Annotated in this window: 22 protein-coding genes and 1 tRNA gene; 2 read left to right on the top strand and 21 right to left on the bottom strand. The window is 52.8% G+C overall.

Annotated elements, in window-relative coordinates:
• Positions 1-211 precede the first annotated feature (211 nt).
• From FYJ84_RS05420 to FYJ84_RS05385, 8 genes are all read right to left on the bottom strand, one after another.
• Positions 212-592 (bottom strand): addiction module toxin RelE, encoded by a 381-nt coding sequence (locus tag FYJ84_RS05420; RefSeq protein ID WP_154406576.1) that lies wholly within the window; start codon positions 590-592, stop codon positions 212-214.
• A 158-nt stretch (positions 593-750) separates the two neighbouring features.
• A complete protein-coding gene (locus tag FYJ84_RS05415; RefSeq protein WP_235901361.1) occupies positions 751-2,364 on the bottom strand; it encodes a peptide chain release factor 3 in 1,614 nt (537 codons plus the stop codon).
• 230 nt (positions 2,365-2,594) lie between these two features.
• Positions 2,595-3,998, bottom strand: coding sequence for a methyl-accepting chemotaxis protein (locus FYJ84_RS05410; protein ID WP_154406574.1), 1,404 nt, complete (start codon positions 3,996-3,998; stop codon positions 2,595-2,597).
• A gap of 147 nt (positions 3,999-4,145) precedes the next feature.
• A complete protein-coding gene (locus FYJ84_RS05405) occupies positions 4,146-5,066 on the bottom strand; it encodes a dihydroorotate dehydrogenase (protein WP_154406573.1) in 921 nt (306 codons plus the stop codon).
• Positions 5,063-5,872, bottom strand: a complete 810-nt coding sequence (locus FYJ84_RS05400) for a dihydroorotate dehydrogenase electron transfer subunit (protein ID WP_205764111.1) — start codon at positions 5,870-5,872, stop codon at positions 5,063-5,065. The genes FYJ84_RS05405 and FYJ84_RS05400 overlap by 4 nt, the downstream gene beginning before the upstream one ends.
• A 59-nt stretch (positions 5,873-5,931) precedes the next feature.
• On the bottom strand, positions 5,932-6,258 hold the full coding sequence (locus FYJ84_RS05395; RefSeq protein ID WP_154406571.1) for an AzlD domain-containing protein: 327 nt from the start codon (positions 6,256-6,258) through the stop codon (positions 5,932-5,934).
• Complete coding sequence (locus tag FYJ84_RS05390) at positions 6,255-6,953, bottom strand: AzlC family ABC transporter permease (RefSeq protein ID WP_154406570.1); 699 nt, start codon at positions 6,951-6,953, stop codon at positions 6,255-6,257. The genes FYJ84_RS05395 and FYJ84_RS05390 overlap by 4 nt, the downstream gene beginning before the upstream one ends.
• Before the next feature lie 27 nt (positions 6,954-6,980).
• Complete coding sequence (locus FYJ84_RS05385; protein ID WP_154406599.1) at positions 6,981-8,222, bottom strand: aminopeptidase; 1,242 nt, start codon at positions 8,220-8,222, stop codon at positions 6,981-6,983.
• Positions 8,223-8,451: 229 nt separating this feature from the next.
• On the opposite strand from FYJ84_RS05385, the gene FYJ84_RS05380 reads away from it, so the two are divergent.
• Both FYJ84_RS05380 and FYJ84_RS05375 read left to right on the top strand, forming a co-directional pair.
• Complete coding sequence (locus tag FYJ84_RS05380; protein ID WP_154406569.1) at positions 8,452-9,540, top strand: M48 family metallopeptidase; 1,089 nt, start codon at positions 8,452-8,454, stop codon at positions 9,538-9,540.
• A gap of 143 nt (positions 9,541-9,683) precedes the next feature.
• Positions 9,684-10,682: an AI-2E family transporter gene (locus tag FYJ84_RS05375; protein ID WP_328596339.1), complete on the top strand. Its 999-nt coding sequence runs from the start codon at positions 9,684-9,686 to the stop codon at positions 10,680-10,682.
• 127 nt (positions 10,683-10,809) lie between these two features.
• Here the strand turns inward: FYJ84_RS05375 and FYJ84_RS05370 are convergent, their stop codons facing one another.
• The 13 genes from FYJ84_RS05370 to aspS form a co-directional block, all read right to left on the bottom strand.
• Positions 10,810-12,192, bottom strand: a complete 1,383-nt coding sequence (locus FYJ84_RS05370) for a DUF6930 domain-containing protein (protein ID WP_154406567.1) — start codon at positions 12,190-12,192, stop codon at positions 10,810-10,812.
• A gap of 190 nt (positions 12,193-12,382) precedes the next feature.
• Positions 12,383-12,470: transfer RNA gene (locus tag FYJ84_RS05365), tRNA-Leu, on the bottom strand.
• 118 nt (positions 12,471-12,588) lie between these two features.
• The gene (locus FYJ84_RS05360; protein ID WP_154406566.1) at positions 12,589-13,824 is read right to left on the bottom strand and encodes a phenylacetate--CoA ligase family protein; all 1,236 of its coding nucleotides are present in this window, start codon (positions 13,822-13,824) and stop codon (positions 12,589-12,591) included.
• Between the two features lie 47 nt (positions 13,825-13,871).
• Complete coding sequence (locus FYJ84_RS05355; RefSeq protein ID WP_154406565.1) at positions 13,872-14,489, bottom strand: indolepyruvate oxidoreductase subunit beta; 618 nt, start codon at positions 14,487-14,489, stop codon at positions 13,872-13,874.
• Positions 14,482-16,329, bottom strand: a complete 1,848-nt coding sequence (gene iorA, locus FYJ84_RS05350) for an indolepyruvate ferredoxin oxidoreductase subunit alpha (RefSeq protein WP_154406564.1) — start codon at positions 16,327-16,329, stop codon at positions 14,482-14,484. The genes FYJ84_RS05355 and iorA overlap by 8 nt, the downstream gene beginning before the upstream one ends.
• 85 nt (positions 16,330-16,414) lie before the next feature.
• Positions 16,415-17,536 carry an acyltransferase gene (locus tag FYJ84_RS05345; protein WP_154406563.1) on the bottom strand — a complete coding sequence of 374 codons (1,122 nt, stop codon included), beginning with the start codon at positions 17,534-17,536 and terminating at the stop codon, positions 16,415-16,417.
• A 247-nt stretch (positions 17,537-17,783) separates the two neighbouring features.
• The gene (locus FYJ84_RS05340) at positions 17,784-18,494 is read right to left on the bottom strand and encodes an SIMPL domain-containing protein (protein ID WP_154406562.1); all 711 of its coding nucleotides are present in this window, start codon (positions 18,492-18,494) and stop codon (positions 17,784-17,786) included.
• 108 nt (positions 18,495-18,602) lie between these two features.
• Positions 18,603-19,124, bottom strand: a complete 522-nt coding sequence (locus FYJ84_RS05335; protein ID WP_154406561.1) for a nitroreductase family protein — start codon at positions 19,122-19,124, stop codon at positions 18,603-18,605.
• 52 nt (positions 19,125-19,176) lie between these two features.
• Positions 19,177-19,659: a flavodoxin gene (locus FYJ84_RS05330; protein ID WP_205764110.1), complete on the bottom strand. Its 483-nt coding sequence runs from the start codon at positions 19,657-19,659 to the stop codon at positions 19,177-19,179.
• Positions 19,660-19,852: 193 nt separating this feature from the next.
• A complete protein-coding gene (locus tag FYJ84_RS05325) occupies positions 19,853-21,808 on the bottom strand; it encodes a methyl-accepting chemotaxis protein (protein ID WP_154406559.1) in 1,956 nt (651 codons plus the stop codon).
• Positions 21,809-22,095: 287 nt separating this feature from the next.
• Positions 22,096-22,551: a single-stranded DNA-binding protein gene (locus FYJ84_RS05320; protein ID WP_154406558.1), complete on the bottom strand. Its 456-nt coding sequence runs from the start codon at positions 22,549-22,551 to the stop codon at positions 22,096-22,098.
• A 222-nt stretch (positions 22,552-22,773) separates the two neighbouring features.
• Positions 22,774-23,841, bottom strand: a complete 1,068-nt coding sequence (locus tag FYJ84_RS05315; protein ID WP_154406557.1) for a GGDEF domain-containing protein — start codon at positions 23,839-23,841, stop codon at positions 22,774-22,776.
• Positions 23,842-23,966: 125 nt separating this feature from the next.
• Positions 23,967-25,772: an aspartate--tRNA ligase gene (gene aspS / locus FYJ84_RS05310; protein WP_154406556.1), complete on the bottom strand. Its 1,806-nt coding sequence runs from the start codon at positions 25,770-25,772 to the stop codon at positions 23,967-23,969.
• Positions 25,773-25,834 lie beyond the last annotated feature (62 nt).

The following is a 25,834-nucleotide window of genomic DNA, read 5'->3' as shown; positions in this document are numbered from 1 at the left end:
AGTGCAGCCTCGCTTCTTAGCGAGTGCGAGCGTAAGCGACGCAGGAGCTTAGAAGCGCGAGGCTGTGCTAAGAGCGAGAGCGAGTTTTCTATGGGTACTGCCGCTACCTGTCCCTTTTAAAGGTCTGAACAGAGTCCACGAACTAACAAACTATATCAATTCATATATGCTCGTAGTGACAATCAAGCACCACGATAAACTGAAATCTATCTTAGCATTCTTTGAAGCCTTGGGCAGAAATATAATCATAAACCACGCCATACTGCAGCCAGTAATCCACGCACTTGATAATCACATTCATCATATTGTGGGTACTCATGGCAAAATTACTGATATCGCAGATCAGCTTTACCTCCCCGCGCTTTACATGCTGAAACTGAACGGTAACGCTATACCTGTTAATCGACAGGTGATACACATTGTCAGTAGCCTTCTCCGCCAGCACGAACTTGGTGGGATTATCAGGGTCAGGCTGCATGAACCCAAACTCCTTCAGCCGCTCAATCAGCTGCGGCTTGGTAGTCCTGTGAAATTCCTCATTCACCTTGTCACGCTCACGTTCCAATTCCTCAAACAAAGGGAAGCTTCTCATAATCATACACTCCTTTTTTATAACACAAAAAAGACATGCAGCAAAAGCAAATATGCCTCGTTGCATGTCTTGCGTTAATTTTATAACTTTCCCTTGCAAATGTCAAGCTGTACTTATGTGCCTATGCAGCTGCACATTTTGCACAAGCAAACAGCCAGTTATACTTCCTGCTTGTCCACAGGCACAGTATGCAGCTCCAAATCAGGATTATTATCCGTAATCCACCCCAGGGCCCATTCATTGCTCACCAGAAGCACAGGGTTATTGCGGCGGTCATACACAAACATGCCCCTGTCCGCACCACGAAGCCCTGCCGGGGTAACCTCCCTGCCATCAGCATAGGTCATCCAGCGAGCCACCTCATAAGGCTGCATGGTCATGACAATATCCACGCCATACTCGTTCTTCAGCCTGTACTCCAGCACCTCGAACTGCAAAGTACCCACCGTGCCCACAATATAGGACTCCGTACCTGCACCTGCCTGCTGGAACAGCTGGATAGCCCCCTCCTGGGTAAGCTGCTCCACGCCCTTCACAAACTGCTTGCGCTTCATGGTGTCCTTTGCCTGCACCCGGGCAAATTTCTCCGGCGGGAACACAGGGAAATCCTCATAGCTGAACTTATGGGAGGCATCGCACAGTGTATCGCCGATACCGAAAATCCCCGGGTCAAAGAGTCCCACAATATCCCCCGGATATGCCTCGTCCACAATCTGCCTGTCCTGAGCCAGGAACTGCTGCGGCTGCGCCAGCTTGATAGGTTTGCCGCTGCGGCTGTGGTACACGCTCATGCCCCGCTCAAACTTGCCGGAACAGATGCGGATAAAGGCCAGGCGGTCACGATGGGCAGGATTCATATTTGCCTGAATCTTGAACACAAAGGCAGAAAACTTCTCATCATCAGGCTCAATAACGCCCTCCGTGGACTTCCTGCCCACAGGCTCCGGAGCCAGCTTCAAATATTCCTCCAGAAAGTTCTGCACGCCGAAGTTGGTCATGGCAGAACCGAAGAACATCGGCGTCAGCTCTCCCCGTGCCACCTTCTCAAGGTCAAACTCCTCACCGGCAGTATCCAGAAGGTCAATATCATCAACCAAGGTCTGATGAGCCTCCGCCCCCAGCATCTCCACAAACTCGGCATCCTCCAAAGAGCCGGTCACAGATGCCCTGGCATTCTGGCCATGGGAGGTATCATCATCAAAAAGCTCAATCTGCTTCTTCTGCCTGTCATACACGCCAAAATAATTGCCGTCTGTGCCAATCGGCCAATTCATCGGATAAGAGCGGATGCCCAGCACATTTTCCAGCTCATCCATCAAATCCAGAGGAGCCTTGCCGAAGCGGTCCAGCTTGTTGACAAAGGTAAAGATAGGAATCCCCCGCTGCTTGCAGACCTTGAACAGCTTCTTGGTCTGAGCCTCCACACCCTTTGCCACATCGATAATCATGACGGCACTATCCACCGCCATCAGGGTGCGGTAGGTGTCCTCAGAAAAGTCCTGATGGCCCGGCGTATCAAGGATATTGATGCAATAGCCATTATAATTAAACTGCAAAACAGACGAGGTAACAGAAATACCGCGCTGCTTCTCTATCTCCATCCAGTCAGACACAGCGTGGTGCTGGGTTTTTCTCGACTTGATGGAACCAGCCAGATGGATAGCACCGCCGTACAGCAGCAGCTTCTCCGTCAGGGTAGTCTTACCTGCATCCGGATGGGAAATAATCGCAAAGGTGCGACGCTTCCGGATTTCTTCTTTAAAATCAGCCAAAATCCTTCCTCCTGAAAAAATATTTAACTTCTTACATATACCACAAAAAGCCCGTCCTGACAAGCAAAAAATCACTCCATAGCCGGGGAAAATATATCCATAAGCAAAAATCAGCCTATAGCTGATAAAAAAATATCCGCAAGCAAAAAGCGGCATCTGCCATCGGGAACAAAAACTCCATCCCCGGCAGCTTCATGCCGCTTCCCGCAAATAACCAGCCCTGCAAATCCTTACAGCTTGTTCTTGAGCTCATCCAGGCTGCCGATAACAGTAGCCGAAAGTGCCGACAGCTCCTCCGTCAGATTATCCACCAGCTTCTTGTTTTTCCCATGGTAGGCATCAATAGCCTCCGCGCAGCAGGCATGGAACCTGGCATGATCCCGCTCCAGCTTCTGGAACTCAGGCTGACTGCCAAAGAGCTCCCTGCCCTTGGTGGCATACCACCTGCCCAGCCGGCATGTAGTATGGTCGCGGACATTAGAAGCATCCAGGTCGATATTGCCCCACAGCATCTGGCTGATGCGGGCACGCCACAAAAGATGATCAGTCTTGGCAAGCTCCACATTTTCCTTGTCGGTAATATCCAGATCCAGCCCTGCCAGGGTTGTGCGCATCTGGCTGGAGGCCTTCAGTGCCTCGTACACAAAGCGGTTGCAATTCCTGGTGGAATCATTCTGCCGGTGCACATCATCCATGGTGGTGCGCAGGGAGGCAGTCATCTCCTGGAAAGCCGCCGACTGCTCCTCCGCCAGCGGTGCCAGAATGTTCACCGCATTGTCAATGCCATCAAAGACACCTGTCAGCTTCTGGGTATGGGAGCTGGCCTCCTGCACTGCCGCAGTATTGTTTTTGAAGGCAGCATCCATCTGGGTAAACTCATCCGTAATTTCCTGAGATGTGCCCTTGATGCTGGACAAATGCTCATTGATTTCACTAACGGACAGCTTGGACTGCTCCGCCAGCTTCCTTACCTCCTCGGCAACAACCGCAAAGCCCCTGCCATGCTCACCGGCACGGGCTGCCTCAATGGAGGCATTCAGAGCCAGCAGGTTGGTCTGGTCAGCTATGCCCCGCACCGTCTCCACCAGATTGTTGATATTCACGGTATCCTTCTGCAGCTGGACAACACTGCCATGCATGCTCTGCAGGCTTTCCTCTGCCGCCGCAGTCTCCTTGGAAACCGTATCAATACTGTTCTCAGTGTTGCGCATTGCCTCCATGCCCTGCCGTGTCTGGTCAGAGGTCTCCGTGGCAGTACCTGCTAGACCCATAATCTCATTGGCCAGGGACTCCACAACCTTGTGCATCTCATCAATCCGGGCGGAAACGTGGATATTCTCCGTCACGATGGCATTCAACGCCTCGGAAACCTCGGTGGAATCGTACACTGACTCATTCAAGGTCATCAGCATGGAACGCAGATCATCCCGCTGCTTCTGCAAAAGCTGCTCCATTTTCCTGCCCAGACGCTGCATTTCCGGCGAATGAGCCTGAGGTGCCCTGGCAGTATAATCTCCATCTATCACCTGCTGCAGGAACCTGTCCATCCCATCCACATCACGCTTCATCTGACTGCAATCCTCACCACGCATTGCAGGCTTTTTATCTTCCTTACTTGAGCCAAATAAAAACATATCCGTACCCCCTAATGGCAACCCTATCGCAAATACTTCTCCTTTTAAAATCTAATATTCGCCACAAAAAGGCAAAATCCTCTTTTTGACTGGAAAAATATTCACATATTTAGCTAATTTTCTAATAAATACCATAATATTGCAGGCTTACAGCTTCACCTGTCCCACCAGCTGGGAAACATGCTCCAGCCCCCTGGCAGCCAGATAGGCATCAATATCCTCTGCCACCCTGACTACCGCATCAGGATGCACGAAGTTCTCCGCCCCTACCGCCACGGCACTGGCACCTGCCAGCAAAAATTCCACTGCATCCTCGCCGCAGGTAATGCCTCCCAGTCCGAGAATCGGAATCTTCACTGCCTGAGCCGCCTGCCACACCATGCGGACGGCAATAGGCTTCACAGCAGGGCCGGAAAGCCCCCCTGTAATATTGCCCAGGAGAGGCTGCCAGGTACGGGTATCAATCACCATGCCCGTCAGGGTATTAATCAGGGCGATGGCATCCGCCCCTGCCTCCTCCACAGCCCTTGCCATGAGGGCAATATCCGTCACATTTGGGGACAGCTTCACAATCACCGGCTTTTTCGTGTTTTTCTTCACCGCCTCCGTAACGGCTGCCGCCGCCCGCGGGTCCGTGCCGAAGACGATGCCCCCTTCCTTCACATTAGGGCAGGAGATATTCACCTCCACGCCGTCTACGCCATCCACGTCCAGCCTGGCAGCCATCATGCCATAGTCCTCCACCGTACCGGCAGAAAAATTGGCAATAAAGGCCGTATCAGCGGCCTCCTGCCTTACCTTCGGCAGAATGTCACGCAAAAATCCCTCAATGCCGGGATTTTCCAGGCCGATGCAGTTCAGCATGCCCCCCGGGGTTTCCGCCACACGCACCCCGTTGTTGCCAGGCCGCGGCAGAGGTGTCAGCCCCTTGCTGATAATCGCCCCCACATCACCCAGATTTAGAAAATCCTTGTATTCAATGCCAAAGCCAAAGGTGCCGGACGCCCCCATCACAGGGGTTTTCAGCTTAATTCCGGCAAAATCCGTCGCCAGTCTCTCAAAATTCATTTCTCAAAAACCTCCTCCGCAGGGAATACAGGGCCGTCATGGCAGATCTTCCAGCGCTTGCCGCTGACCTTGCCCTCAAAGGTGCAGCCCAGGCACACGCCGATGCCGCAGGCCATGCGCTTCTCCAAGGAAACCTGGCACTCTATGCCCCGCTCCATGGCCAGCTTCGCCAGCCCCTCCATCATAATGGTAGGGCCGCAAATCTTGATGTGCCTGATGTCATGAGCAGCCAGAATATCCGGCAGGGCATCAATGGCAAAGCCCTTTTTGCCGGCGGAGCCGTCATTGGTAGTCACGATAATTTCCTCCGTGAACTCCTTCAGGTAGTCCTGCCAGAAAAGCTCCTCCGCGCTCCTTACGCCAAGCAAAAACAACGGCTTGTTCTCAGGCTCCCTCTCGGCCAGATAGCGTGCCGTATAAATAAGGGGTGCCACGCCTACGCCACCGCCGATAAGCAATGTCCTGCCGTCCTCTTTCCCGGAGTAAGCACCGCCAGAAACCTCACCAAACCTGAAGCCGCCCCCCAGAGGGCCCTCCACGCTGATTTCCATGGTAGGCTCCAGCCCCGCCAGCTCCCGGGTGCCCTTGCCGGCCACCCGATAAATCAGGAGCAGCCTGCCCTGCTCCCTGTCCACATCGGCAACGCCGAAGGGACGGCGCAGGAACGTGCTGCCGCTCTCATTCTTCACCATGACAAACTGCCCCGGCTCCGCCTGGGCTGCCACCCGAGGTGCCTGAATCACCATAGCACGCACATCATCCGACAGGATATTGTTCTCCACCACGGAACCCATTTCCACCAACATACTCAAAACCAACACCACCCAATCCTTTATACAAAATATTCAACATACAACATACAACGTTACAATATCTGCTGGGCCAGCCAGTAGGTCACCAGCCCCGTAATAATGCTATAGGGCAGGGACTTGGTGGCAGCTGCCACAGGCAGCACCACAATAGATGCCACCAGCTCCTTGTTTTCCCAGGAAAAGCGGAAGCCTTCCGCACCGCTGCCAAAAATCGAGGTAAAAATCAATGCCCCGAACACCGCTGTAGGCACATACTGCAGCCACAGGTGGAAAAACCTGGGCAGCTCCCTGTTCCCCAGCAAGGCAAAGGGCAGCACCCTCGGAATATATGATACCAGAAAAAGCCCGAAAATACACAGCAAAATTTCATCGTAGCTCATTCCTCTGCCCCCTTTTCAGCCATTGCCCTATACGCAGCTGCCACCGCAGCCGCAATAATCGTAGCCGCCACCACGTTCAGCATGTGGTCCAGCCAGAAGGACAGCACCAGGGCGAGAATCCCCCCCAGCACCCCCGTCAGTACCAGGCTGGGGCTGACGAAATGAAAGGACCACAGCCCGATGAACATGGCAATCAAGGCATAGCTCACCAGGGCCGTATCGATGTAAATCGTGTTCCCCAGGAAAAGCCCTGCCACCGTGGCCAAAATCCAGGAAACATGCCCCACAAAATTCACGCCAAGGGCATTGCTGCCCGTCCATTCCTTCCCCAGCCGGGCAAACTGGGTATGGTTGACCGCAAAGGTCTCATCCACGATTTCCTGGGCGTAAAAAGCCTTGTACAGCCGGGACTGACCGGCAATATACTGATTCAAAATCAAGGCATACAGCAAATGCCTGAGATTGACAATGCACACCGTCATCACCACCGGTATAATGGTACTGCCGCTGCCAATCATGGCAAGGGCGATGAACTGGCCGCTGCCGGCAAAGAGAAATGTAGACATCATCAACATCTGGAACCAGTCAAAGCCGGTCTTCTGCGCCAGGATGCCGCATGCCATCCCCAGCGGTATATAGCCAAAGGCAATAGGCCACGCTGCCTTCAGCACTTTTTTATTGATAAATCCATCCAATCTTCTGCATCTCCGAATTATTATATTTTATGCTATGGCAAAATTGCCATCCTTAAAGACCTGCACCCGGCTGCCATCAGCCCTGATACCCTCAATGGCCAGGTCAGCGGTGCCAATCATAAAGTCCTCATGCACCAGGGAGTCATTTACCCCGTGCTGCAAAAGCTCCACGGAATCCATCTTCTCCCCCCCCTGCAAGCAGGTAGGATATGCCTTGCCAAAGGCCAGATGGCAGGCGGCATTCTCGTCAAAGAGGGTGTTGTAAAACAGGATGCCGCTATTGGAAATTGGCGAATCGTACTGCACCAGCGCCACTTCCCCCAGATAGCTGGCACCCTCATCCACAGCCAGGAGCTTGTCCAGGATTTCCTGCCCCCTGGCAGCCTCTGCCCTGACCACCTTGCCAGCGGCAAATTCCAGCCGCATCTCCTCAATGAGGTTGCCATTGTAATTCAGTGGCTTGGAGGCATAGACCACCCCATCAACGCCATTCCTGTCAGGCAGGGTGTAGATTTCCTCCGTAGGCATATTGGCTACAAAGCGCACGCCGTCACCGGCAATCTCCGCACCCCCTGCCCAGATATGCCCCTTGGGCAGCTTCACCGTCAGGTCAGTCCCCAGCCCGTTGGTGTAGTGCAGGGCGGCAAACTGCTGCTCATTCATGAAGCGGCACGCCCTCTGCAAAAAGTCCACATGCTGCTGCCATGCCTCCACTGGGTCAGCACCCTCCTGCTCAGCATCAATCCGCACCGCCCGGAAGATAGCCTGCCACAGCCGTGCCACAGCCTGTTCCCCCTCCTCGCCTGCAAAGACCTTCTTCGCCCAGCTCTCCGTAGGAATGGACACCACGCACCAGCGCAGCTCGTTATTCATCATGGCCTGGCGGTACTCAAGGAGTGCCTTGCCTGCCGCCCGCTGGCTCCGCAGCATCTTGTCAGGCTCCACATGCTGGAAAATCATCGGATCCGAGGCATGGATAGAAACCACAGCCGCCCCCTTCGCCTTGAAGTCCATGAACATATCCCTGCGCCAGTCAGGAAACTCATCAAAGACCTCTGCCGCAGCCTCCTCCAGCCGGATGCGGGCAAACTGCTCATCAGACCAGTTCACCTTCACGTCCCTTGCCCCGGCAGTAAAAGCCGCCCCGGCAATCCGCCTGGCAAAATCAGCGCACTCTATCGGCGCATTCACCACCAGCAGCTGCCCCTTTTGTAGATTGACACCTGTGCAGACCACCAGCTTCGCGTATTTGTCCAAAAGCTTCTCCATAGTACCGCTATCCATACTGCCGCCGGCTACGTTGCCATGCTCCATATTGCCTTGCTCCACAAGCTTCTCCATAAAAAACCTCCTGGGAATATTTTACTAACTTTGTTTTTTTATTTGCTTCTAAGCAATTTTTAATTTGAAATATCCTCGTACATATATTATCATATATTCATACCACACGCATTAATAGAATGAAAATTTATTTACTGATTATTTCATGGAGGAAAAAATGTTTAATGTAAAGAAAAATCTTGCAAAAATAATTATCACCAGCCTGGCAGCCGGCATGCCGCTGGCAACCATGCCGTCCCAGGCTGATGCCAGCGTGCTGGGCTCTGTTATTGCCGCAGGCATACAGATGGCAGAGACCAACCACCAGCTCAGCCAGCTCAACGACACTGAGGAAGGCCGTCAGGCCCTCTTTCAGGAGATGAAGAACAAGCAGGGGGTCAACAACGATCCGTATCTGAACAGCCGGGTGGATACCATCATGGCCAACCTCTCCGCCGGTGTTGCCAAGGTGGACCCTTCCATCAACGATATGCCGTACAACTACTACATCAACCCTGACACCAGCTTCAATGCTGCCTGCTCCCTGGGCCACAACATGACCATCAACACCGGCATCTTTGACCTGCTGGTTACTGATGACGAAATCGCCGTCGTGCTGGGGCATGAGATGGCACACGGCCAGAAGAACCACGTGCTGAAGGGCTACCAGCAGCAGATTCCTGTCACCCTGCTGGGCACTGCGGCAGCAGCCGGTGGCGGCACTGCGGCAGCTATCGGTGCCAGCGTGGCAGTAAACTACATCGATTCCGTGCACATCACCAAGCCACAGGAGCGTGAGGCTGACAAGCTGGCCTTTGAGTACATAGCCAACACCAGCTACAACATCGGTGCCACTGCTGCCGTATGGCAGAAGGTTATCGAGAAGTACGGTGAAAGCTCCAGCAGCTTTGCCGGTGAAATCTTCAACCCGTCCGACCATCCGGGCCACGAGGAGCGCCGGGATACCTACGCCAAGCAGATCAGCGAGTATTCCAACAAGGTTGTCACCGTGGCAAACGGCGTTGTAAAAATCCACGGCAAGGAGTTCGTTGCCCCTGCTTCCACCGCTTCCATGAGCGGTGCCGAGCGTTCCTACTTCGTAGCAGGCAACCTGGCACGCTATTACCACAAGGGCACCAGGAACATTGCCCAGGCATACGTTCAGAACGGCACCGTCTACCTGGAGGATCAGGCTATCATAACGCCTGCTGCCGGTGACCTTTCCGCCCAGGAGCTGGCTGACCGCCTCAACGCATTGCAGAAGTAACCGGCTTCAGCCAATCCGCTTTTGGCTGGCTATTTACCTGGAAAGCATGCCTTATTCAGGACCTGCTTTCCGGTATTTCGTACCCCCGGGGCTGCCCCGTCAATGGCAGCCCCATTTCTTGTTTTATATTGGAGATGATGCCCATGTGGGAAAACCACAAAACCTCGATAATTATCGGCGCAGCTATCATTGCCCTGCTGCTGGCCTTTTGGTACATGCAGGCCTTTGCCTTTGTCTTTTTCCTGTCCATACTGCTGACACTGCTGCTTCTGGACCCGGTGGACAAGCTCAGCCTCAAGATGCCAAGGGGATTGGCTTCCCTGCTGGTGCTGGGTGGCTTCCTTGTCATCTTTCTGGGACTGATAACCATTGTGTCCAGCAACTTTATCCCTACCCTCTCCCGCTTCACTGATGAGCTGCCAACCCTGGCCACCAATATCCAGCAGCTGAACGGGCTGACGGAGACAGGGCTTTTCCAAAAGGGAGTGGACGAAGCATGGGCGGAGCTTACCGCCATCAGCACCAAGGCCATCAAGTCCTCCCTGCTGATAGCCTTTTCCCTGTTCAACAAGCTGATAGATTTCGTCATCATTCTTTTCCTGACCTTCTACCTGCTGATGGACGGGGACAAAATCAAGCTGTATGTGGCACATCTTTTCCCGGACAAGGACAAGAAACGCATTGTCAGCCTGCTGGATGAAATCCTGCTGGCACTGCGCACCTACATCCGCAGCCAGCTGGTCATCTGCTTCATCACCGGCTTTATCGTCTACGGGTACTTTACCATCATGGATTTGCCTTATGCCTCCGTCTTCGCTGTGGCATCGGCTCTCAGCGAGTTCATCCCGGTGCTGGGGCCTACGGTGGCCTCCGGCTTCGGCATTCTCATGACAGCTATCCACACCCCGGGGCTGACCATCCAGACGGCAGTCTTTTACCTGATCATGACGCAGATAAACCACAACCTGGTCTACCCTGCCATCGTGGGCAAGTCCCTGCACCTGCACCCTGTTGCCGTCATCCTGGGCATCATCCTGGGGGGTGAGCTCCTTGATGCGGCAGGCATGTTCCTGGCAGTGCCTTTCATGGTAGTCATCAAGCACGTTATTGAGGACATCAACGAGCACAGCCATCTCATGTAAAATACTATAGTAAGCAAACATCCCGGTTTCGCAAGAAGCCGGGATGTTCACATTTTGGTTATGATATTTATTTCTAATATCTGCTTGTGATATTTACCGTGGAACAGGATACTCCTCTCACGCACCTTTACCTTCTTCGTCCCCGTGATGACGCACCGAATTTCAGCATGCCGATGATTCTCTCCCGGCGGCGCCTGCGATACTCCTTGCGCATGACTTCCAGGACATCCATACCAAGACCGTCATTAATCAGAAAGAAATCCACCGCAGCGGCAAAATCTGAATTTGGCAATTCTGATAAAACTCCTGACTTAACCATGCGCGTAAAGTTCTCGTTTACCTTCTTCTCAAAGTCCTCATCCAGAATATCTACAGGCTGCAAATTTTCATCATAGGTTCCGCAGCCATCCTCATCATACGCATCCATGTAGTCAATACCGCTCATATCGCTCATGAAATCATCCCGCAAATCCTTCAATTCAAGCAGCTCCTCATCCAGAACCAGCTTAATATCCAGCCTGCGGCACAGCTTTTTGAAAAACTTTTCCGTCCTTTTGGTACGCACCAGAATCTGGCGCGGCCTGCCATTGGACAGGATAACGCTGCACAGCTTGTCCAGAATAACCTCATAATCTGCATCTTCACTACTGCTTTCCATCATGACAATAGAGCCGGTTGCATCATCCAGCACAACCAGGTTCTCAGGATAAAAAGGCGCATGCTCAGGATGCTCCCCCTCTGCCAGCTCGTCCCCGCCTTCGGCAATGCACTGCATCATCAGGAAGCACTCCGCCAGCCATACGCTACTGGTTTTCTTGACCTTTTTCAGCCGTGCTGCCTGCAAATCATTCCAATCCGGGCTGCTGTATTCCAACTCACGGTAGCGAGGCAGCTGCATGGTGCCAAGCCTGAAGCTGCCGTCCTCATTTTCGACAAAAACAGGCACTGCAATCTTTTCATCAAATCTCTCCAGCGTGCCCCCGCCATTCTGCCAGACAAAATCATCGTCCATTTGCCCAAAAACCCGCATTACTGCCGTCACAATCCGCAGATCAGCCTCCGTCTCCAGCTTCCATGGTATATGATGAGGGCGCAAAACCTTGATCATCGGATAAAAATTCTTGCCTCTTGCCCTGATTTTTTTTCGCTTGCAATAATCCAAAGTCCCTGCCCCAACTGGATCTTCTGTGATCGAGCTTTTGGAAGCAAATCCTATTATATAGCCATAATGAGACAAAACCAGCTCTAACTGCTCATATATTTCGCGTCCTTCATCCAACTCCAAATCCATTATCTGACGCAGGACGCTTACACCACTCTGCTCATCATATACGCATATCCCATTTCGGTAACCATACTCATCTACCATCAGGGTACAAAACCAGGTACCATCATGCATGGTTCTGACAGCCACAATCTCCCGGTCATCCAGCATACGCCATGCCTTCGCCTTTTTCAGCCTGAAAGCTTCATCATACATAATATCATACAGCTCGTTATTAGAAATCATACCATGTCGTTTCCTTTCAAAAGATACATGATATTATAACATAAAAAACAGGTTTTTGATACACGCATAAAAATTTATTTTGCAGGTCCAGCGGAAAATTATATGCTCACCATGTGCTCACGGCACTTTTCCAGGCAGAATTTCATAAAAAAAGACCTTGCAGAAACCTCTGCAAGGCCAGTATCTTCAATGGTGCCGAAGGCCGGACTCGAACCGGCACGTAGGGTAACTACGCTTGATTTTGAGTCAAGTGCGTCTGCCAATTCCGCCACTTCGGCAATGGTTGCTAAGTAAGGCATCTAGTGCCAAGCAACAATAATATATTATCACATCAGCACTATCATGTCAACAACTTTTTAGCAACTTTTCAATAATTTTTCAGCAAGTGTATTAATTTTAATTATAACGCTCGTCAATGACGCGCTTGGTCTTTTTCTCGCTGCGAGGCAGCAGGCCGATTTCTACTACCTTTACCAGCGGCGTGAAGCCAATCCTGCTCTTTACGCGGCTTGCCACCCGCTTTGCCATATCCAAAAAGTCCACGGAGCCGTTGGTCTCCACATAGATGCGCATGGTGTCCTTTCCGTCCAGATGGGAGATGCGGATCTGGTACTCGCTGGAAAGCTCAGGGAACTGCTGGAGGATTTCCTCAATCTGCTTAGGGAATACATTGACGCCCTTGATTTTCATCATGTCATCAGTACGCCCGGCAATCACATCGATGCGAGGATACCTGCTGCCGCACTGGCACTCACCCGGGATAATCCTGGACATATCGTGGGTACGGTAGCGGATCAGCGGCGCCCCTTCCTTCACCAGGGTGGTGATGACAATCTCGCCCCACTCCCCGTCAGCCACCGGCTGCAGGGTAACAGGGTCGATGATTTCCAGATAAATATAATCATCCCAGTAATGCATGCCGTTGTCGTATTTGCAGCTGATGCCGATACCCGGGCCATAAATCTCCGTCAGGCCGTAAATGTCGTACAGCTCGATGCCCAGCTCGCTGGAAATACGGTCACGCATCTTCTGGCCCCACCGCTCGGAGCCGATGACGCCCTTTTTCAGGTAAATCTTATCACGGATGCCGCGTTTCTGGATTTCCTCTGCCAGAAGCAGGGCGTAGGATGATGTGGCACAGAGCACCGTGCTCTGCATGTCCTGCATCATCTGCAGCTGCTTGTCAGTGTTGCCCGGCCCCATAGGCACTACCATGGCACCCAGCCTTTCCGCACCTGCCTGAAAGCCGATGCCGGCAGTCCACAAGCCGTAGCCCGGCGTAATCTGCACCCTGTCCTTCTTGGTCAGCCCTGCCATCTCATAGCAGCGGGCAAACATCAATGCCCAGTCATCCACATCCTTCTGGGTATAAGGAATGATGACAGGCAGCCCCGTGGTGCCTGAGGATGAGTGAATACGCACAATATCTTCCTCAGGAGCTGTTCTCAGCCCCAGGGGATATGCCTCCCGCAAATCATTTTTCTCAGAAAAAGGCAGCTTGAGAAAATCCTCTGCCGTCTCAATCTTTTCTATGCCTGCTTCCTCCAGCTTCTTGCCGTAGAAGCTCTCCGCCCTGACCAATGCCTGGATGCGGTCATTGACCAGCTTTATCTGTGCTTCTGAAATCTGCATACCTTGCTTTGCCTCCTGTCCTTCTTACCTGCAATCATATCAGCATATTATTGCGCCAGCTTTTCTGCATACTCCAATGCCCGGAAGTTCAGCTCATGGAATTTGGCCGGCACTTTCAGCTTCACCGCCTGCCTGATATCCTCGACAGTGAGCCCTAGCTGGCCGCTGGCGGCAGCCACTCCCAGGAGCAGCAGGTTCACGATTTTGCCTGAGCCCAGCTCACGGCATGCCTTTTCCGTATCGACCACCACAACCCTGCCAGCCTTTGCTCGGAGGTACTCTATCATGGCTGCGCCGTTGTAGTTAGAGCCAGCCAGGGCCGCCGTCACCGGCATCACAGGACGGGAGCTGACCACCACCATGCCGCCCTTTTTCAGATACGGCAGCATCCGCACCGTTTCCCCCGGCTCAAAGCCCAGGATAATATCTGCCGTGCCTGCGGCATTCATAGGGCACTGGGCACCACTGCCCAGGCGGATATGGCTGAACACGGAGCCGCCCCGCTGAGCCATGCCGATGGTCTCGGCACTGCGCACCTCCATGCCCTTGGCCATGGAGGCAGCCGAAATCAGCTTGGAGGCAAGGATGGTTCCCTGGCCGCCTACGCCGCACAGCACAATATTCCTGCTTTCATCATTGCCTTTTTTCTCCTGACCTTTACTCATGGCTGGCACCTCCTATCGCCTGTACCGGGCAGACCTGGCTGCAAAGGCCGCAGCCTGTGCACAGAGTTTCATCGATTACAACCTGATTGTCACGGATAATCAAAGCAGGGCAGCCCAGTTCCCTGATGCACTTGCGGCAGTTGATGCACTTGCTGCTGTCCACTGCCATGCACCCCTCAGGCTTTTCGATGGCAATGCACGGATATTTAAAGATAATCGCCTTGACGCCTGGCAGGCCTGCCGCCTTTTTCACGGCAGCTATGGAAGCCTGCAAATCAAGAGGATTCACTGTTTCCACAGACTCCAGCCCGATGCCCCGTAAAATCCCCTCAATGCTGACCTTGTTCACCACATCCCCCATCATGGTACGCCCGGTGCCAGGATGAGGCTGATGGCCTGTCATGGCGGTAGTGGAATTGTCCAGCACAATCAAGGTCATTTCCGCCTGATTGTACACAGCATTTATCACGCTGGGAATGGCCGCCGCAAAGAAGGTAGAGTCACCCACAAAGGCGAAGCAGCTGGTATCAGGCTCCATGTGGTTCACCCCCTGGGCGATGCCCAGCCCTGCCCCCATGCAGAGGCAGGTGTCCACCATGTCGAGGGGCATGGCGTTGCCCATGGTGTAGCAGCCAATATCGCCGCAGAAGATGGTCTTTTTCCCCTTCATGGCCTGCTTCACTGCATAGAAGGATGCCCGGTGCGGGCAGCCTGCGCACAGCACCGGCGGCCGTACCGGCAGCTCCGGCATATCTGACAGCTCCTCTGCCGTCAGGGCTCCCTGCTGCGGCACTGCCCTGCCCATGAAGGAAGCAAGGTTCTCCATGACGCTGTCACGGGTATTTTCCCCGGAATTTTTCACATCATGGGTAAGCTTGCCCAGTATCTTCACCGGCAGGTGATGCTTGCCGCAGATATAGGTCAGCTCCCGCTCAAGCACAGGGTCCAGCTCCTCTACGCAGAGCACCTCATCCAGTCCCTGCAAAAACTCCACTGCCAAATCCTCAGGAAAAGGATGAGGGGTGGAGACCTTCAGTTCCCGGAGCTGCCCCAGCTCCGCCATGGCCTCGTTGACATAGGTGAAGCTGAAACCGCCTGTGGCAACACCCCTGCGGCACAAAACACTGTCACTGCTGACCTGTGCATCGGCAGGGATGATGAAGTTCCGCCCATAGCCTGAAAACACCTTGCCCAGCTTTTCATTGCGGGCCTCGATATTGATATGTGCCTGATAGCTGAGGCGCGGGAAAATCACCCAGCGCTTCGTATCCTTCACAAAGCCCTCCGGCACTACCTGCCTGTATTCCTCCCGGTCCTTGACCTCTATAGAGGCATAACCGTGGGACACACGGGTAGTGCTGCGGAAAAATACCGGCGTGCCGTACTTCTCAGAATACTCAAAGGCCTCCTGTACCATCTCGTAGGCTTCCTGCACCGTAGACGGGTCAAAGCAGGGCAGCTTGGCAAAGCGGGAAAAATGCCTGGTATCCTGCTCCGTCTGGGAGGAAATAGGCCCCGGATCATCTGCCACCAGCACCACCATGCCCCCTTTGACGCCTATGTACTCAAGGCACATGAGGGGATCCGCCGCTACATTCAGCCCTACCTGCTTCATGGTAACCAGCACCCTGGCTCCGCCATAGGCAGCACCTGCCCCCACTTCCATGGCAGTCTTTTCGTTGATTGACCACTCCACATAGGTCTCAGGCAGGCGGTGCTTTGCCACCGTCTCCAGCACCTCCGTAGAAGGAGTGCCCGGATAGCCTGCCACCAGCCTTACCCCGGCTGCCAGAGCTCCTAGGGCAATGGCCTCGTTGCCCATCAAAAATTCCTTATGCATCGATACATCTCCCATAAATAAAATCACACATATTAAGCATATCTTATATAATACTACATTGCTTTAATAAATAAAAGTGAATTTATCACTTTTTCCTGTAGACGCCAATGGTCCACTGATTGAGCCGCGGAAACCTCTCCCCCAGCCTGCGCATACAGACGGCAGCTGCCAGTGTCAGCAGCACCACCGCCAGATAAAAGCCCAGGGCAAGAGGTGCCGTCATAATCCTGCCACTTTTGGCAAGCAGGATGCCCAGATAGGTAATGGCCACAGGATGTGCCAGATAGACAAAATAGGAATGCCTGCCCAGCATGGACAGCACCGGCCGCAAAAAGTCCGGCAGCCGCCAGATGGTAAAAATCGCAAAGAAGAACAAACTTGCCGCCAATGTGTAGACAATCCCGGCCGGGCAAAGCTGCTGTGCCGTGTTAATCCCCTCCAATGGCGTATATCCCTTGGTAAAAATCAGCCAGTAATAATATCCCAAAAGCCCCCCCAGGGACAGCCAGAAAAAGACAACCAGGCTTCTCCTGCGCCGTGCCATGAAAGCCATAAAGCCATCAATATGCACCGCAAAATAACCTCCCAGCACAAAGATAAAGATATAATGCATCACCCAGTAGTTCAGCCGGTAGTCAATCAAAGACTTCAAAAAGAAATTGTCCACCCCGGCGGAGTTCAGGCTGAAGCAGGACCAGTAATCAAATGCCACCTGAAAGGCAAAGAGCCCTGCCAGCATCCAGCCCTTCAGCCTCCTGACCAGCCATGCCCACACCGGCATCATCAGGTAAAACCACAGCAGAATCACCATGAAATAAAGCTGATAGCCAGCCGTGCCGAAAAACAGGCTGAAAGCCATATAAAAAGGACTCAGCACGCTGAAGTCCCCCCACAGCACCGCATAGTGAACAAGGTAAAACAGCGACCACACCACATAGGGAACCAGCACCGTCCTGATGCGCCGCCGCAGAAAGCTCCTGTAGTCAAAGGGCTGCGCCATATCTAGGTTGTAAAACATGCCAAAGGCCGAAATAAAGAAGAAAATCGGCACGCTGAACCTGGTTGCCACCTCGAAAAGCGCCACCAGATGCATATTGGCAGCAGGGTTGGCCAGATACTGGGAGCCCGTATGAATGCCCACCACCCCCAGCATGGAGATACCCCGGATATACTCTATGGCCGCCAGCCGCGGCTTACTGATACTCAAAAAAACTCATCCTCCCATAAAATCACATATAACACATATAAAAAACACATAAAATTATAACATATGAAAAAACAAATCACTGAACCATTATACCACATAAAAGAGGATGTCACACAGGTCTTTCCACAATCAGGGGCACAAACGCACCTCACGATTGACAGAAAGCCCTGCACGGCATCCTCTCTTACTTGGGAAAATGGTTATTAAAATGAACTGGGAAGCTAATTAAAAATAAATATCAGGCAAATCACTGAATCTGAAAATCAATATGCACATCAGCGTTTACCTCTACAGTCCCGGCACTAACCGGCGTATCAGCAGCTGCCCCGCCGTCCAGCTTGGCAAGCCGGGCATTCGCCACCTCATAGCGGGCGAAATTGCCGCCGTCTTCCTTCACATTCTGAATGCCCACAATCTTCACGCCCAGGGCTGCGGCAATAGCATCCGCCTTGCTCCTGGCGTCCTGCACAGCCATCTGCAGCGCAGTATTGCGGACAGACCTGGCATCCTTCAGGCCGAAGCTGAGGCCGTTCACATCGGTAGCACCGCTTTTCAGGGCGGTATCGATTACCTGGCCGGTCTTGGCCACATCATTGACAGTGACAGTGACGGTATTGCTGGCACGATAGCCAGCAGTCTTCCTGTAGTCACCCTTTTCATAAACCGGGCTCATGGTGTAATGTGTCTGGATATCCTTGCTGAAAATCCCCAGCTGCCCCAGGGCAGCGGTTACATCACTGGCAACCTTGGCATTCTCCGCCTGTGCCAGCTGGGCAGTCTTGCCCGTAGTGACAATGCCGATATTGACAACAGCCATATCAGGAGCCACATCAGCCCTGCCCTGGCCGCTGACAGAAATCACAGCAGGACCGGGACCCGGTGCCGCCATCGCCACACTGCTCATGCCCAGGCACAACAGCATTGCCATCAGCACCGCCCACAAATTTTTCTTTAGCATCTTACGATACCTCCTCCGTATTAAGTGATTTCATTATAGCCAGCCAAAATGAAAAAATACTGATAAGGAGATTAAGATTGCATTAGAAAAATTACCATTCCATAATATTTACCACTCATCAAAATGAACCCTGTCACCCTCGTACAGGTTGCGCTCCGTCAAATCCGGCTCCGCCGCATAACCCAGTGCCAGGATGGAATGAGGCACAATATTCTCAGGCAGCCTGAACAACTCCTTGATTTCCTGCACCCTGTCCTCCATCGGCCAGCAGCCCAGCCACACGCTGCCAATGCCCAGGTCATGAGCTGCCAGCACCATGTTCTGTGCCGCAATGGAGGCATCAATCACCCAATAATCAGGCGCCTCAGGCAGTGCCCTGTCCAGATCGCCGCACACCAGGATGCCAATAGCTGCACGCCTTACCGGGCTGGCATCCAGGCCGTTTGCCACAGCCATCTTGCCCAGGGTTTCCTTGTTGCGCACCACGATAAAGGACCACATGCGCTTGTTCTCACAGGTAGGGCCGCTCATGCCTGCCGTCAGGATGGTCTTGATATCCTCGAAGGTAAGCCCCTCATCTGTAAATTCCCGTACACTTTTCCTCGTAGCCAATGCCTTTAAAGTATCCATAGTCCAACCTCATCTTCCGTTCAAAAAACCATCGGCAATAAATCATTTGCCGTTAAAATACCAATTTCTTGTGCCAGTCAAATACATCCTGACGGCTCATGCCGTTCAGCTCGAACAACGGCAAAAGCTTCACCGGCTTGTCCCTGAAGTACTCCTGCAGCTTCTTCTCCGTCTCCCTGCGGCCGCTGCCGCCGGAGGTAGCAAAAGGCACCAGTGTCTTGCCCTGCAGACTGAAGCTTTCCAGGAAGGTGTAGATGATCTTCGGTGCATCAAACATCCAGATAGGAAAACCGAAAAATATCGTATCATAATCACCAGCGTTAGCAAGTGGCACCGCCATTTTCGGGCGGCAGAAATAGTCCTTCTGCTCAATGGTCACGCGGGATGTCTTGCTGAGCCACTCCATATCCCCCGGCTTATAAGGCACTGACGGCACAATCTCAAACAAATCGGCATGCTCCACGCCTGCCACCATCTTCGCAACCTTGGCAGTCTCCTGCCCTACAGAAAAATATGCAACTAAAGCCTTTCCCATCATCATCACTCCTAATTAACAGCCTAATTAAAGACAAATTCAGCTAGTTCTAAAGTCACAATACATGATATATATAAAGTATACCACAATCAGCGCAAAAATAAAATCCCAACTGCTCAGAAATGATAAATATCAATATCGCAGTTGGGATTAAATCTTAAATTTTATTTATAATGCCAATATATCCAATATATTACTTAACGCTGGCAAGCATCGCATCTGCTGTACAGCTGCGCAGGCGGAAGCCCTTTACCGACTCCTGCAAAAGCTCTGCCTGGGCGCTGAGCTGCTGGCTGGCAGAAGCGCTTTCCTCCGCCGTGGCAGAATTTGCCTGCACCACATTGGCAACCTGCTTCACGCCCTTATCAAGCATATCCATGGCTCTCTGCTGGCGCTCTGAGGACTCAGCTATCTCCTGCACCAGCCCTGCCACCTGGTCAATCTCCTGATTGATGGTCTGCAGGGCGGCTGCCGTCTCGTTGGCCAGCCTGGTGCCTGCCTCCACCCGGTGCAGGGATTCCTCAATAATCTCCGTGGTTTCCCGTGCCGCCTTGGCGGAACGTCCTGCCAGATTGCGCACTTCCTCCGCCACCACTGCAAAGCCCTTGCCGTGCTGGCCTGCCCTGGCAGCCTCTACTGCCGCATTCAGGGAGAGGATATTGGTCTGGAAGGCTATCTCGTCAATGGTCTTGATAATCTTGGAGATATCCTTGGAGGAGGTCTCAATGTTCTCCATGGCTGCCACCATCTGCGCCATCTTTTCATTGCCCTGCTGGGAATTGTTCCTGACCTCCGCAGTTACCCCGGCAGCACAGCCGGCATTGCCGGCCATGGTGCCAATCTGGGCATTGATTTCCGCAATGGAGGCGGAAAGCTCCTCCACCGAGGATGCCTGCCGTGCCGCACCATCCGCCAGGGTGTTGCCGGAGTCGGCAATGTTCCGGGAGCCGCTAGCCACCTGCTGGGAAGCTGTGGAAATCTTTCTCAGCAGGTCATTGAGCTGTGCCGACATATCGTTAAAGGCACCAGCCACAGCACCTATCTCATCCTGGCTGTCAGCCTGCAAGGACACGGATAAATCACCCCCTGCTATGCGCCTGGCTCCTGCCTGCAGCTCTGACAATGGCTTCAGGAGCCGTCCACTGAGGATACTGCCGCAGGCCGCCCCGGCAAGGAGCGTCAGCAGCATGCCGATGCCGATCATCAGCACCAGGAAGCGGGAGGCACTGTCCACCTCCGCCTTTGGCACGGTAACCACATACTTCATGCCGTTGGCCAGCACCGAGTACCCTGCCACATAGTCTTCCCCATCACGGCTGTAAACAATAATGCCCTGAGGATTTTCACTGCCCACATAGGCATTCAGCTCCTGGCTGACAGACTTCAGGTCAGCAGTCTTGTCCCCTTCCCATCCGGCAAGAATCTGATTCTCGCTGTTCACCAGCATGGCATAGCCCGTCTCATATAGCTTCACCCCGGCTATCTGCTGCTGAATGCCGGTAAAATCCACATCCATGCCTGCTATGCCTGCGGAGGTTCCATCAGGCAGGAACAAAGGCACCACATAGGAAATCATGTACACGTTGATATTGGCGTTCATATAAGGATTCATCCAGGTAGGCTTGCCCCGGTTGACAGGGATATAGTACCAGCCTACATGCTCCATATCGTTCTTGTCATACATGCTGATGTCCGTGCAGGGCACCACCTGAAATGGCTCATTCTGGCTGTTCCTGACGCCAAAAAGCCCTGATGTAGGATAGCTGTAGTCAGGATTAAAGCGCACATAGTAGGACATGGCTCCATCCACGTTCCTGCCGCAGTTCAGCCCCACCTGCCTAAGATTTGCCGCGCACAGCTCCACATAGTTCTTGTCCGTCTTGAAGCGGCCTATGTCCTTTACCTCGTCATTGGCGGCAGCTGCCAGGGTATTCACCCCGGTCTCTATGCATGCCAGTGTCTTTTCCAGCTCCCCTGCCCTCATCTGGCTGGCCAGCAGGATTTCCTTCCTGGCATTTTCCTCCGAGGCCTCCAGTGAGTAATAAATCGAAATGCCTCCCACCAGCAGCACAGCAAAAAGTATGCATCCCATGATTACCATGGAGATTTTTGCCCGCAACGATTTTCCCCTAAAAATCAGATTGCCCATTATATATCCCTCCGAATAAAATTTTTCCAGCAGCAGCGCTATCTATGCCATATCCTCAAAATCCAGCCAGGCCGCCACACCCTTTTCCCGTCAAATCCTTATAGGGTATATTTCGCTGCCCGTCAGAATAATCCTGCCAGGAAAAGAAAATTTTAGAAAAAATTTGCAGATTTCTTACAAAAAACTACTTGCCTTACAAAAAAAAAACTGCTGATGAATAAACCGAATGCTTATCCATCAGCAGTAAAATACCTGTCAACGCAGCTTGGAATCACACCATCAGGCCATCAGAAAGGAATATCCCCATCTACCGGCTGGCCAAAGCCCTCGCTGGTGCCAAAGGCGGAACCGCCAGCAGGTGCCCCGCTGCCACCGGCAGGCGCACCGAAGCCGCTGCCACCGTCGAAGCCGCCAGCCGCCGGAGCATTGCCTGCATCGTTCTTGCTGCCGCAGAACTCAAAGTTCTCCACAATGACCTCTGTCACATAACGCTTGGCGCCGGTCTTGTCATCATAGCTGCGCACCTGCATGCGCCCCTCTACCAGCACCTCACGGCCCTTGTAGAGATACCTGGCAAAAGTCTCTGCCTGCTGTCCCCAGATAACCAGCGGAATGAAATCCGCCGGCTGGTCCTTGCCCCAGCGATCCACCGCAATAGTAGCCTGAGCCACGGATTTGCCGCTTGGCGTGGTACGCAAATCTACATCACGGGCCAGGCGCCCCTTCAAAATAACCTTGTTCATTTGCTCAATCCCCCAATCAAAATACAAATACAGCCCGGCAGCCCCGCCTGCACTACGTCAGGCAGCTGCCGTCGCCTCAACAAAATTTCTGTACCTATCATACCAAAAAATCAGCTTCATTGCCAGCTTTTTTGCTAAAAAATCGAAAAAATATTCGTTATATATCTATATATAAATATATATTTATATATAGATATATAAGGCATGGAGAAGATTTCAAAATCAGCTTCTGCCCTTCTTGTCAGCATACATCTGCTGGTCAGCCTGCTTCACCACATTCTGCACGGACAGGCCGCCGTCATATATGGCATGCCCCATGGACACGGCAGGCATCAGGGGCTCATGCCGCCTGTACATCTCCAGATGCCTGTCCAGGGCGCGGCGCAGCAGCCCGAAGTCCACCTTGTCCAGATACCCCTTGCGCAAAATCAGGCAGAACTCGTCACCCCCCAGCCGATAGAGATAGCCCAGCCTGCCGAAGGTTCTCCGCAGGCAGATTGCTACGTGCTGCAGCACGATATCACCCTTTTCATGGCCATAGGTATCATTGATGTACTTGAACTTGTCCACATCAAACATGACCACAGCCGTAGGGTAGTCAATCTTTTTCAGATGGCTGTCATAGCAGCGGCGGTTCAAAAGCTTCGTCATAGGATCCGTCTGGATGCCGATATCCATAAAGTACACATAAAACATGGTAGCAGCTATGGACACCGCAAGGAAGGTGGTGTGGCACTCGCCTCCGAACTCATTCTCCCCCACCCCGATGGTCAGGGACAGAATACTCATAAACAGCATCCAGCCGTTCCTATTCTGGTATATCCAGCTGCACCTGTACACCTCCCGGTACATGACGAAAATACCTATGGAATAAATCAGCACATACACCCGGAACCATTCGCCCCGGACGAAGTTGTTGGCAGCGTCAATATAAAAAATCCACTCCGTAAAGCCGCTGGTAAACTGCAAAAGGCCGTTGAAGGCCAGCAGCGGCACCAAAAAGCTGTTGCGCTCAATGGCACCCATCACGCCAATCAAAAATAGCACCACCACCGGTGCCAGGGTATATTCCAGGCTGACAACGGCACCGTGCAGCCATACAGGCACCAGCTGGGAGCCATTCAGCTCCACCCGTGTCCAGTCCAGCACAGCGCAGAACAGTATGATAGCAAAGCCGTGGAGAAACGCCCTGCGCAGCCGTCCGTCAATCGAGTCAGATGTATATGTCTGAACCAGCATAGTCAGCATCAGGAGACAGGTGATACTGACTACGGAAGTATGAGCATCCATGCAATCAATCCTTTTCAGCAAAATAATTACATGTGATTATATCATAAATACGACTTCTGCACTAGGCATTTACAAAAAAATACCCTGCCGGAACACAAAATTCCGGCAGGGTATTATTCTATAGCTTATTCCTTATCTTCCTTGACCTTCTTCTTCACATGAGTACGGATGGACAGCTCCTTCAGCTGCTTCTCATCCACCTCGGAAGGTGCCTGGGACATAACATCGGAAGCACTCTGGGTCTTCGGGAAGGCGATAACGTCGCGGATGGACTTCCTCTTGGCCATCAGCATAATCAGGCGGTCAAGGCCGAAGGCCAAGCCCCCATGAGGCGGAGCACCGTACTTGAAGGCATCCAGCATAAAGCCGAACTTGCTGTGAGCAGCCTCGGCAGTCAGGCCGATAGCCTCAAATACCTTCTCCTGAATATCGTTCTGATAGATACGCAGGGAACCGCCGCCAATCTCCACGCCGTTGAGAACCATATCGTAGGCAATAGCCTTGACACGGCCAGGGTCGGAGATAAGATACTGCACATCCTCGTCACGAGGCGCGGTAAACGGATGATGCATAGCCTTCCAGCGCTTGTCTTCCTCGCTGTACTCGAACATAGGGAAGTCAACAACCCACAGGAAGCTGAGCTTGTCCGGGTCAATCAAGCCGCGGCGGCGTGCCATCTCCAGGCGCAACTCGCCCAGGGCCTGAGCTACAACCAGCGGCTTATCAGCAATAACCAGCAGCAAATCGCCGGTCTTGGCACCGGTTGCCTGCTTGATGTTCTCAAAGGTCTCATCAGAGTAGAACTTCTTGAACGGAGACTTGATGCCTTCCTCGGTGTACTGAATCCATGCCAGCCCCTTGGCACCGTACCCCTGTACATACTGTACCAGGCCGTCCAGCTCGCGGCGCGGAATATTGGCATAACCCTCAACATTGATAACCTTTACCTGTCCGCCATTTTCCAGCACGGACTTGAACACCTTGAAGTCAGAACCCTGTACATGCTCGGAAATATCCATCAGCTCCATGCCAAAGCGCAGGTCAGGCTTGTCAGAGCCGTAACGCTCCATGGCCTCGTCCCAGGTCATGCGCAGGAACTTCTCAGGGATTTTCCTGTCCAGGGCCTTATCAAAAATCTCACCCATCATGCCTTCCATCATGGTCAGGATGGTCTCCTGGTCGATGAAGGACATCTCAATATCCAGCTGGGTAAACTCAGGCTGGCGGTCAGCACGCAAATCCTCATCGCGGAAGCAGCGGACAATCTGGAAATACTTCTCCATGCCGGAGAGCATCAGAATCTGCTTGTAAATCTGCGGAGACTGCGGCAATGCGTAGAACTCCCCAGGATTCAGGCGGCTAGGCACCAGGAAGTCACGGGCACCCTCAGGGGTGGACTTGCAGAGCATAGGAGTCTCAATCTCCAGGAAGCCGTTCCTGTCAAAGTAATCACGCATAATCTTGGTAACGCGATGGCGCAGCATGAGATTCTTCTGCATCTCAGGGCGGCGCAAATCAAGATAGCGGTACTTCAGGCGCAGCATCTCATCCACCTCGATGCCATCCTGGATGTAGAACGGAGGAGTCTTTGCCTTGTTAAGGATGCGCAGCTCCTCTACTACCACCTCTATCATGCCGGTAGCCATGTTAGGATTTACGGTTTCCTGGGAACGGGCGCGCACGCTGCCCCGGACAGCCACAACGAACTCGTTGCGGATAGTCTCAGCCTTGTGGAATGCCTCCTCGCCGATGGCAGCCTCGTCAATTACCACCTGCACCAGACCGGAGCGGTCACGCAGGTCAACAAAAATCAGTCCGCCATGGTCACGGCGGCGGGAAACCCAGCCGCAAAGGACAACCTCACTGCCTACATGGTCAGCACGCAGCTCACCGCAGTGATGGGAACGCTTCAAACCTTCTAAAGTATCCATCTAAACCTTTCACCTCATAAAATCTAATTATCGTCTAATAATCGAATATTTTTTTCGCAACC

This window comes from Anaerovibrio slackiae (genome assembly GCF_009695585.1).
In the GTDB taxonomy this organism is placed as follows: domain Bacteria; phylum Bacillota; class Negativicutes; order Selenomonadales; family Selenomonadaceae; genus Anaerovibrio; species Anaerovibrio slackiae.
Note: the sequence above shows the minus strand (reverse complement) of the source record. Positions and strands in the feature narration are given on the sequence as shown.

What these genes read in the sequence shown, in the direction of transcription:
- FYJ84_RS05420 (WP_154406576.1), bottom strand. Translation starts at nt 592, where the DNA reads ATGAGAAGCTTCCCTTTGTTTGAGGAATTGGAACGTGAGCGTGACAAG.
- FYJ84_RS05410 (WP_154406574.1), bottom strand. Translation starts at nt 3,998, where the DNA reads ATGTTTTTATTTGGCTCAAGTAAGGAAGATAAAAAGCCTGCAATGCGT.
- FYJ84_RS05405 (WP_154406573.1), bottom strand. Translation starts at nt 5,066, where the DNA reads ATGAATTTTGAGAGACTGGCGACGGATTTTGCCGGAATTAAGCTGAAA.
- FYJ84_RS05400 (WP_205764111.1), bottom strand. Translation starts at nt 5,872, where the DNA reads ATGTTGGTGGAAATGGGTTCCGTGGTGGAGAACAATATCCTGTCGGAT.
- FYJ84_RS05395 (WP_154406571.1), bottom strand. Translation starts at nt 6,258, where the DNA reads ATGAGCTACGATGAAATTTTGCTGTGTATTTTCGGGCTTTTTCTGGTA.
- FYJ84_RS05385 (WP_154406599.1), bottom strand. Translation starts at nt 8,222, where the DNA reads ATGGAGAAGCTTTTGGACAAATACGCGAAGCTGGTGGTCTGCACAGGT.
- FYJ84_RS05380 (WP_154406569.1), top strand. Translation starts at nt 8,452, where the DNA reads ATGTTTAATGTAAAGAAAAATCTTGCAAAAATAATTATCACCAGCCTG.
- FYJ84_RS05375 (WP_328596339.1), top strand. Translation starts at nt 9,684, where the DNA reads ATGTGGGAAAACCACAAAACCTCGATAATTATCGGCGCAGCTATCATT.
- FYJ84_RS05370 (WP_154406567.1), bottom strand. Translation starts at nt 12,192, where the DNA reads ATGATTTCTAATAACGAGCTGTATGATATTATGTATGATGAAGCTTTC.
- FYJ84_RS05360 (WP_154406566.1), bottom strand. Translation starts at nt 13,824, where the DNA reads ATGCAGATTTCAGAAGCACAGATAAAGCTGGTCAATGACCGCATCCAG.
- FYJ84_RS05355 (WP_154406565.1), bottom strand. Translation starts at nt 14,489, where the DNA reads ATGAGTAAAGGTCAGGAGAAAAAAGGCAATGATGAAAGCAGGAATATT.
- iorA (WP_154406564.1), bottom strand. Translation starts at nt 16,329, where the DNA reads ATGCATAAGGAATTTTTGATGGGCAACGAGGCCATTGCCCTAGGAGCT.
- FYJ84_RS05340 (WP_154406562.1), bottom strand. Translation starts at nt 18,494, where the DNA reads ATGCTAAAGAAAAATTTGTGGGCGGTGCTGATGGCAATGCTGTTGTGC.
- FYJ84_RS05335 (WP_154406561.1), bottom strand. Translation starts at nt 19,124, where the DNA reads ATGGATACTTTAAAGGCATTGGCTACGAGGAAAAGTGTACGGGAATTT.
- FYJ84_RS05330 (WP_205764110.1), bottom strand. Translation starts at nt 19,659, where the DNA reads ATGGGAAAGGCTTTAGTTGCATATTTTTCTGTAGGGCAGGAGACTGCC.
- FYJ84_RS05325 (WP_154406559.1), bottom strand. Translation starts at nt 21,808, where the DNA reads ATGGGCAATCTGATTTTTAGGGGAAAATCGTTGCGGGCAAAAATCTCC.
- FYJ84_RS05320 (WP_154406558.1), bottom strand. Translation starts at nt 22,551, where the DNA reads ATGAACAAGGTTATTTTGAAGGGGCGCCTGGCCCGTGATGTAGATTTG.
- FYJ84_RS05315 (WP_154406557.1), bottom strand. Translation starts at nt 23,841, where the DNA reads ATGGATGCTCATACTTCCGTAGTCAGTATCACCTGTCTCCTGATGCTG.
- aspS (WP_154406556.1), bottom strand. Translation starts at nt 25,772, where the DNA reads ATGGATACTTTAGAAGGTTTGAAGCGTTCCCATCACTGCGGTGAGCTG.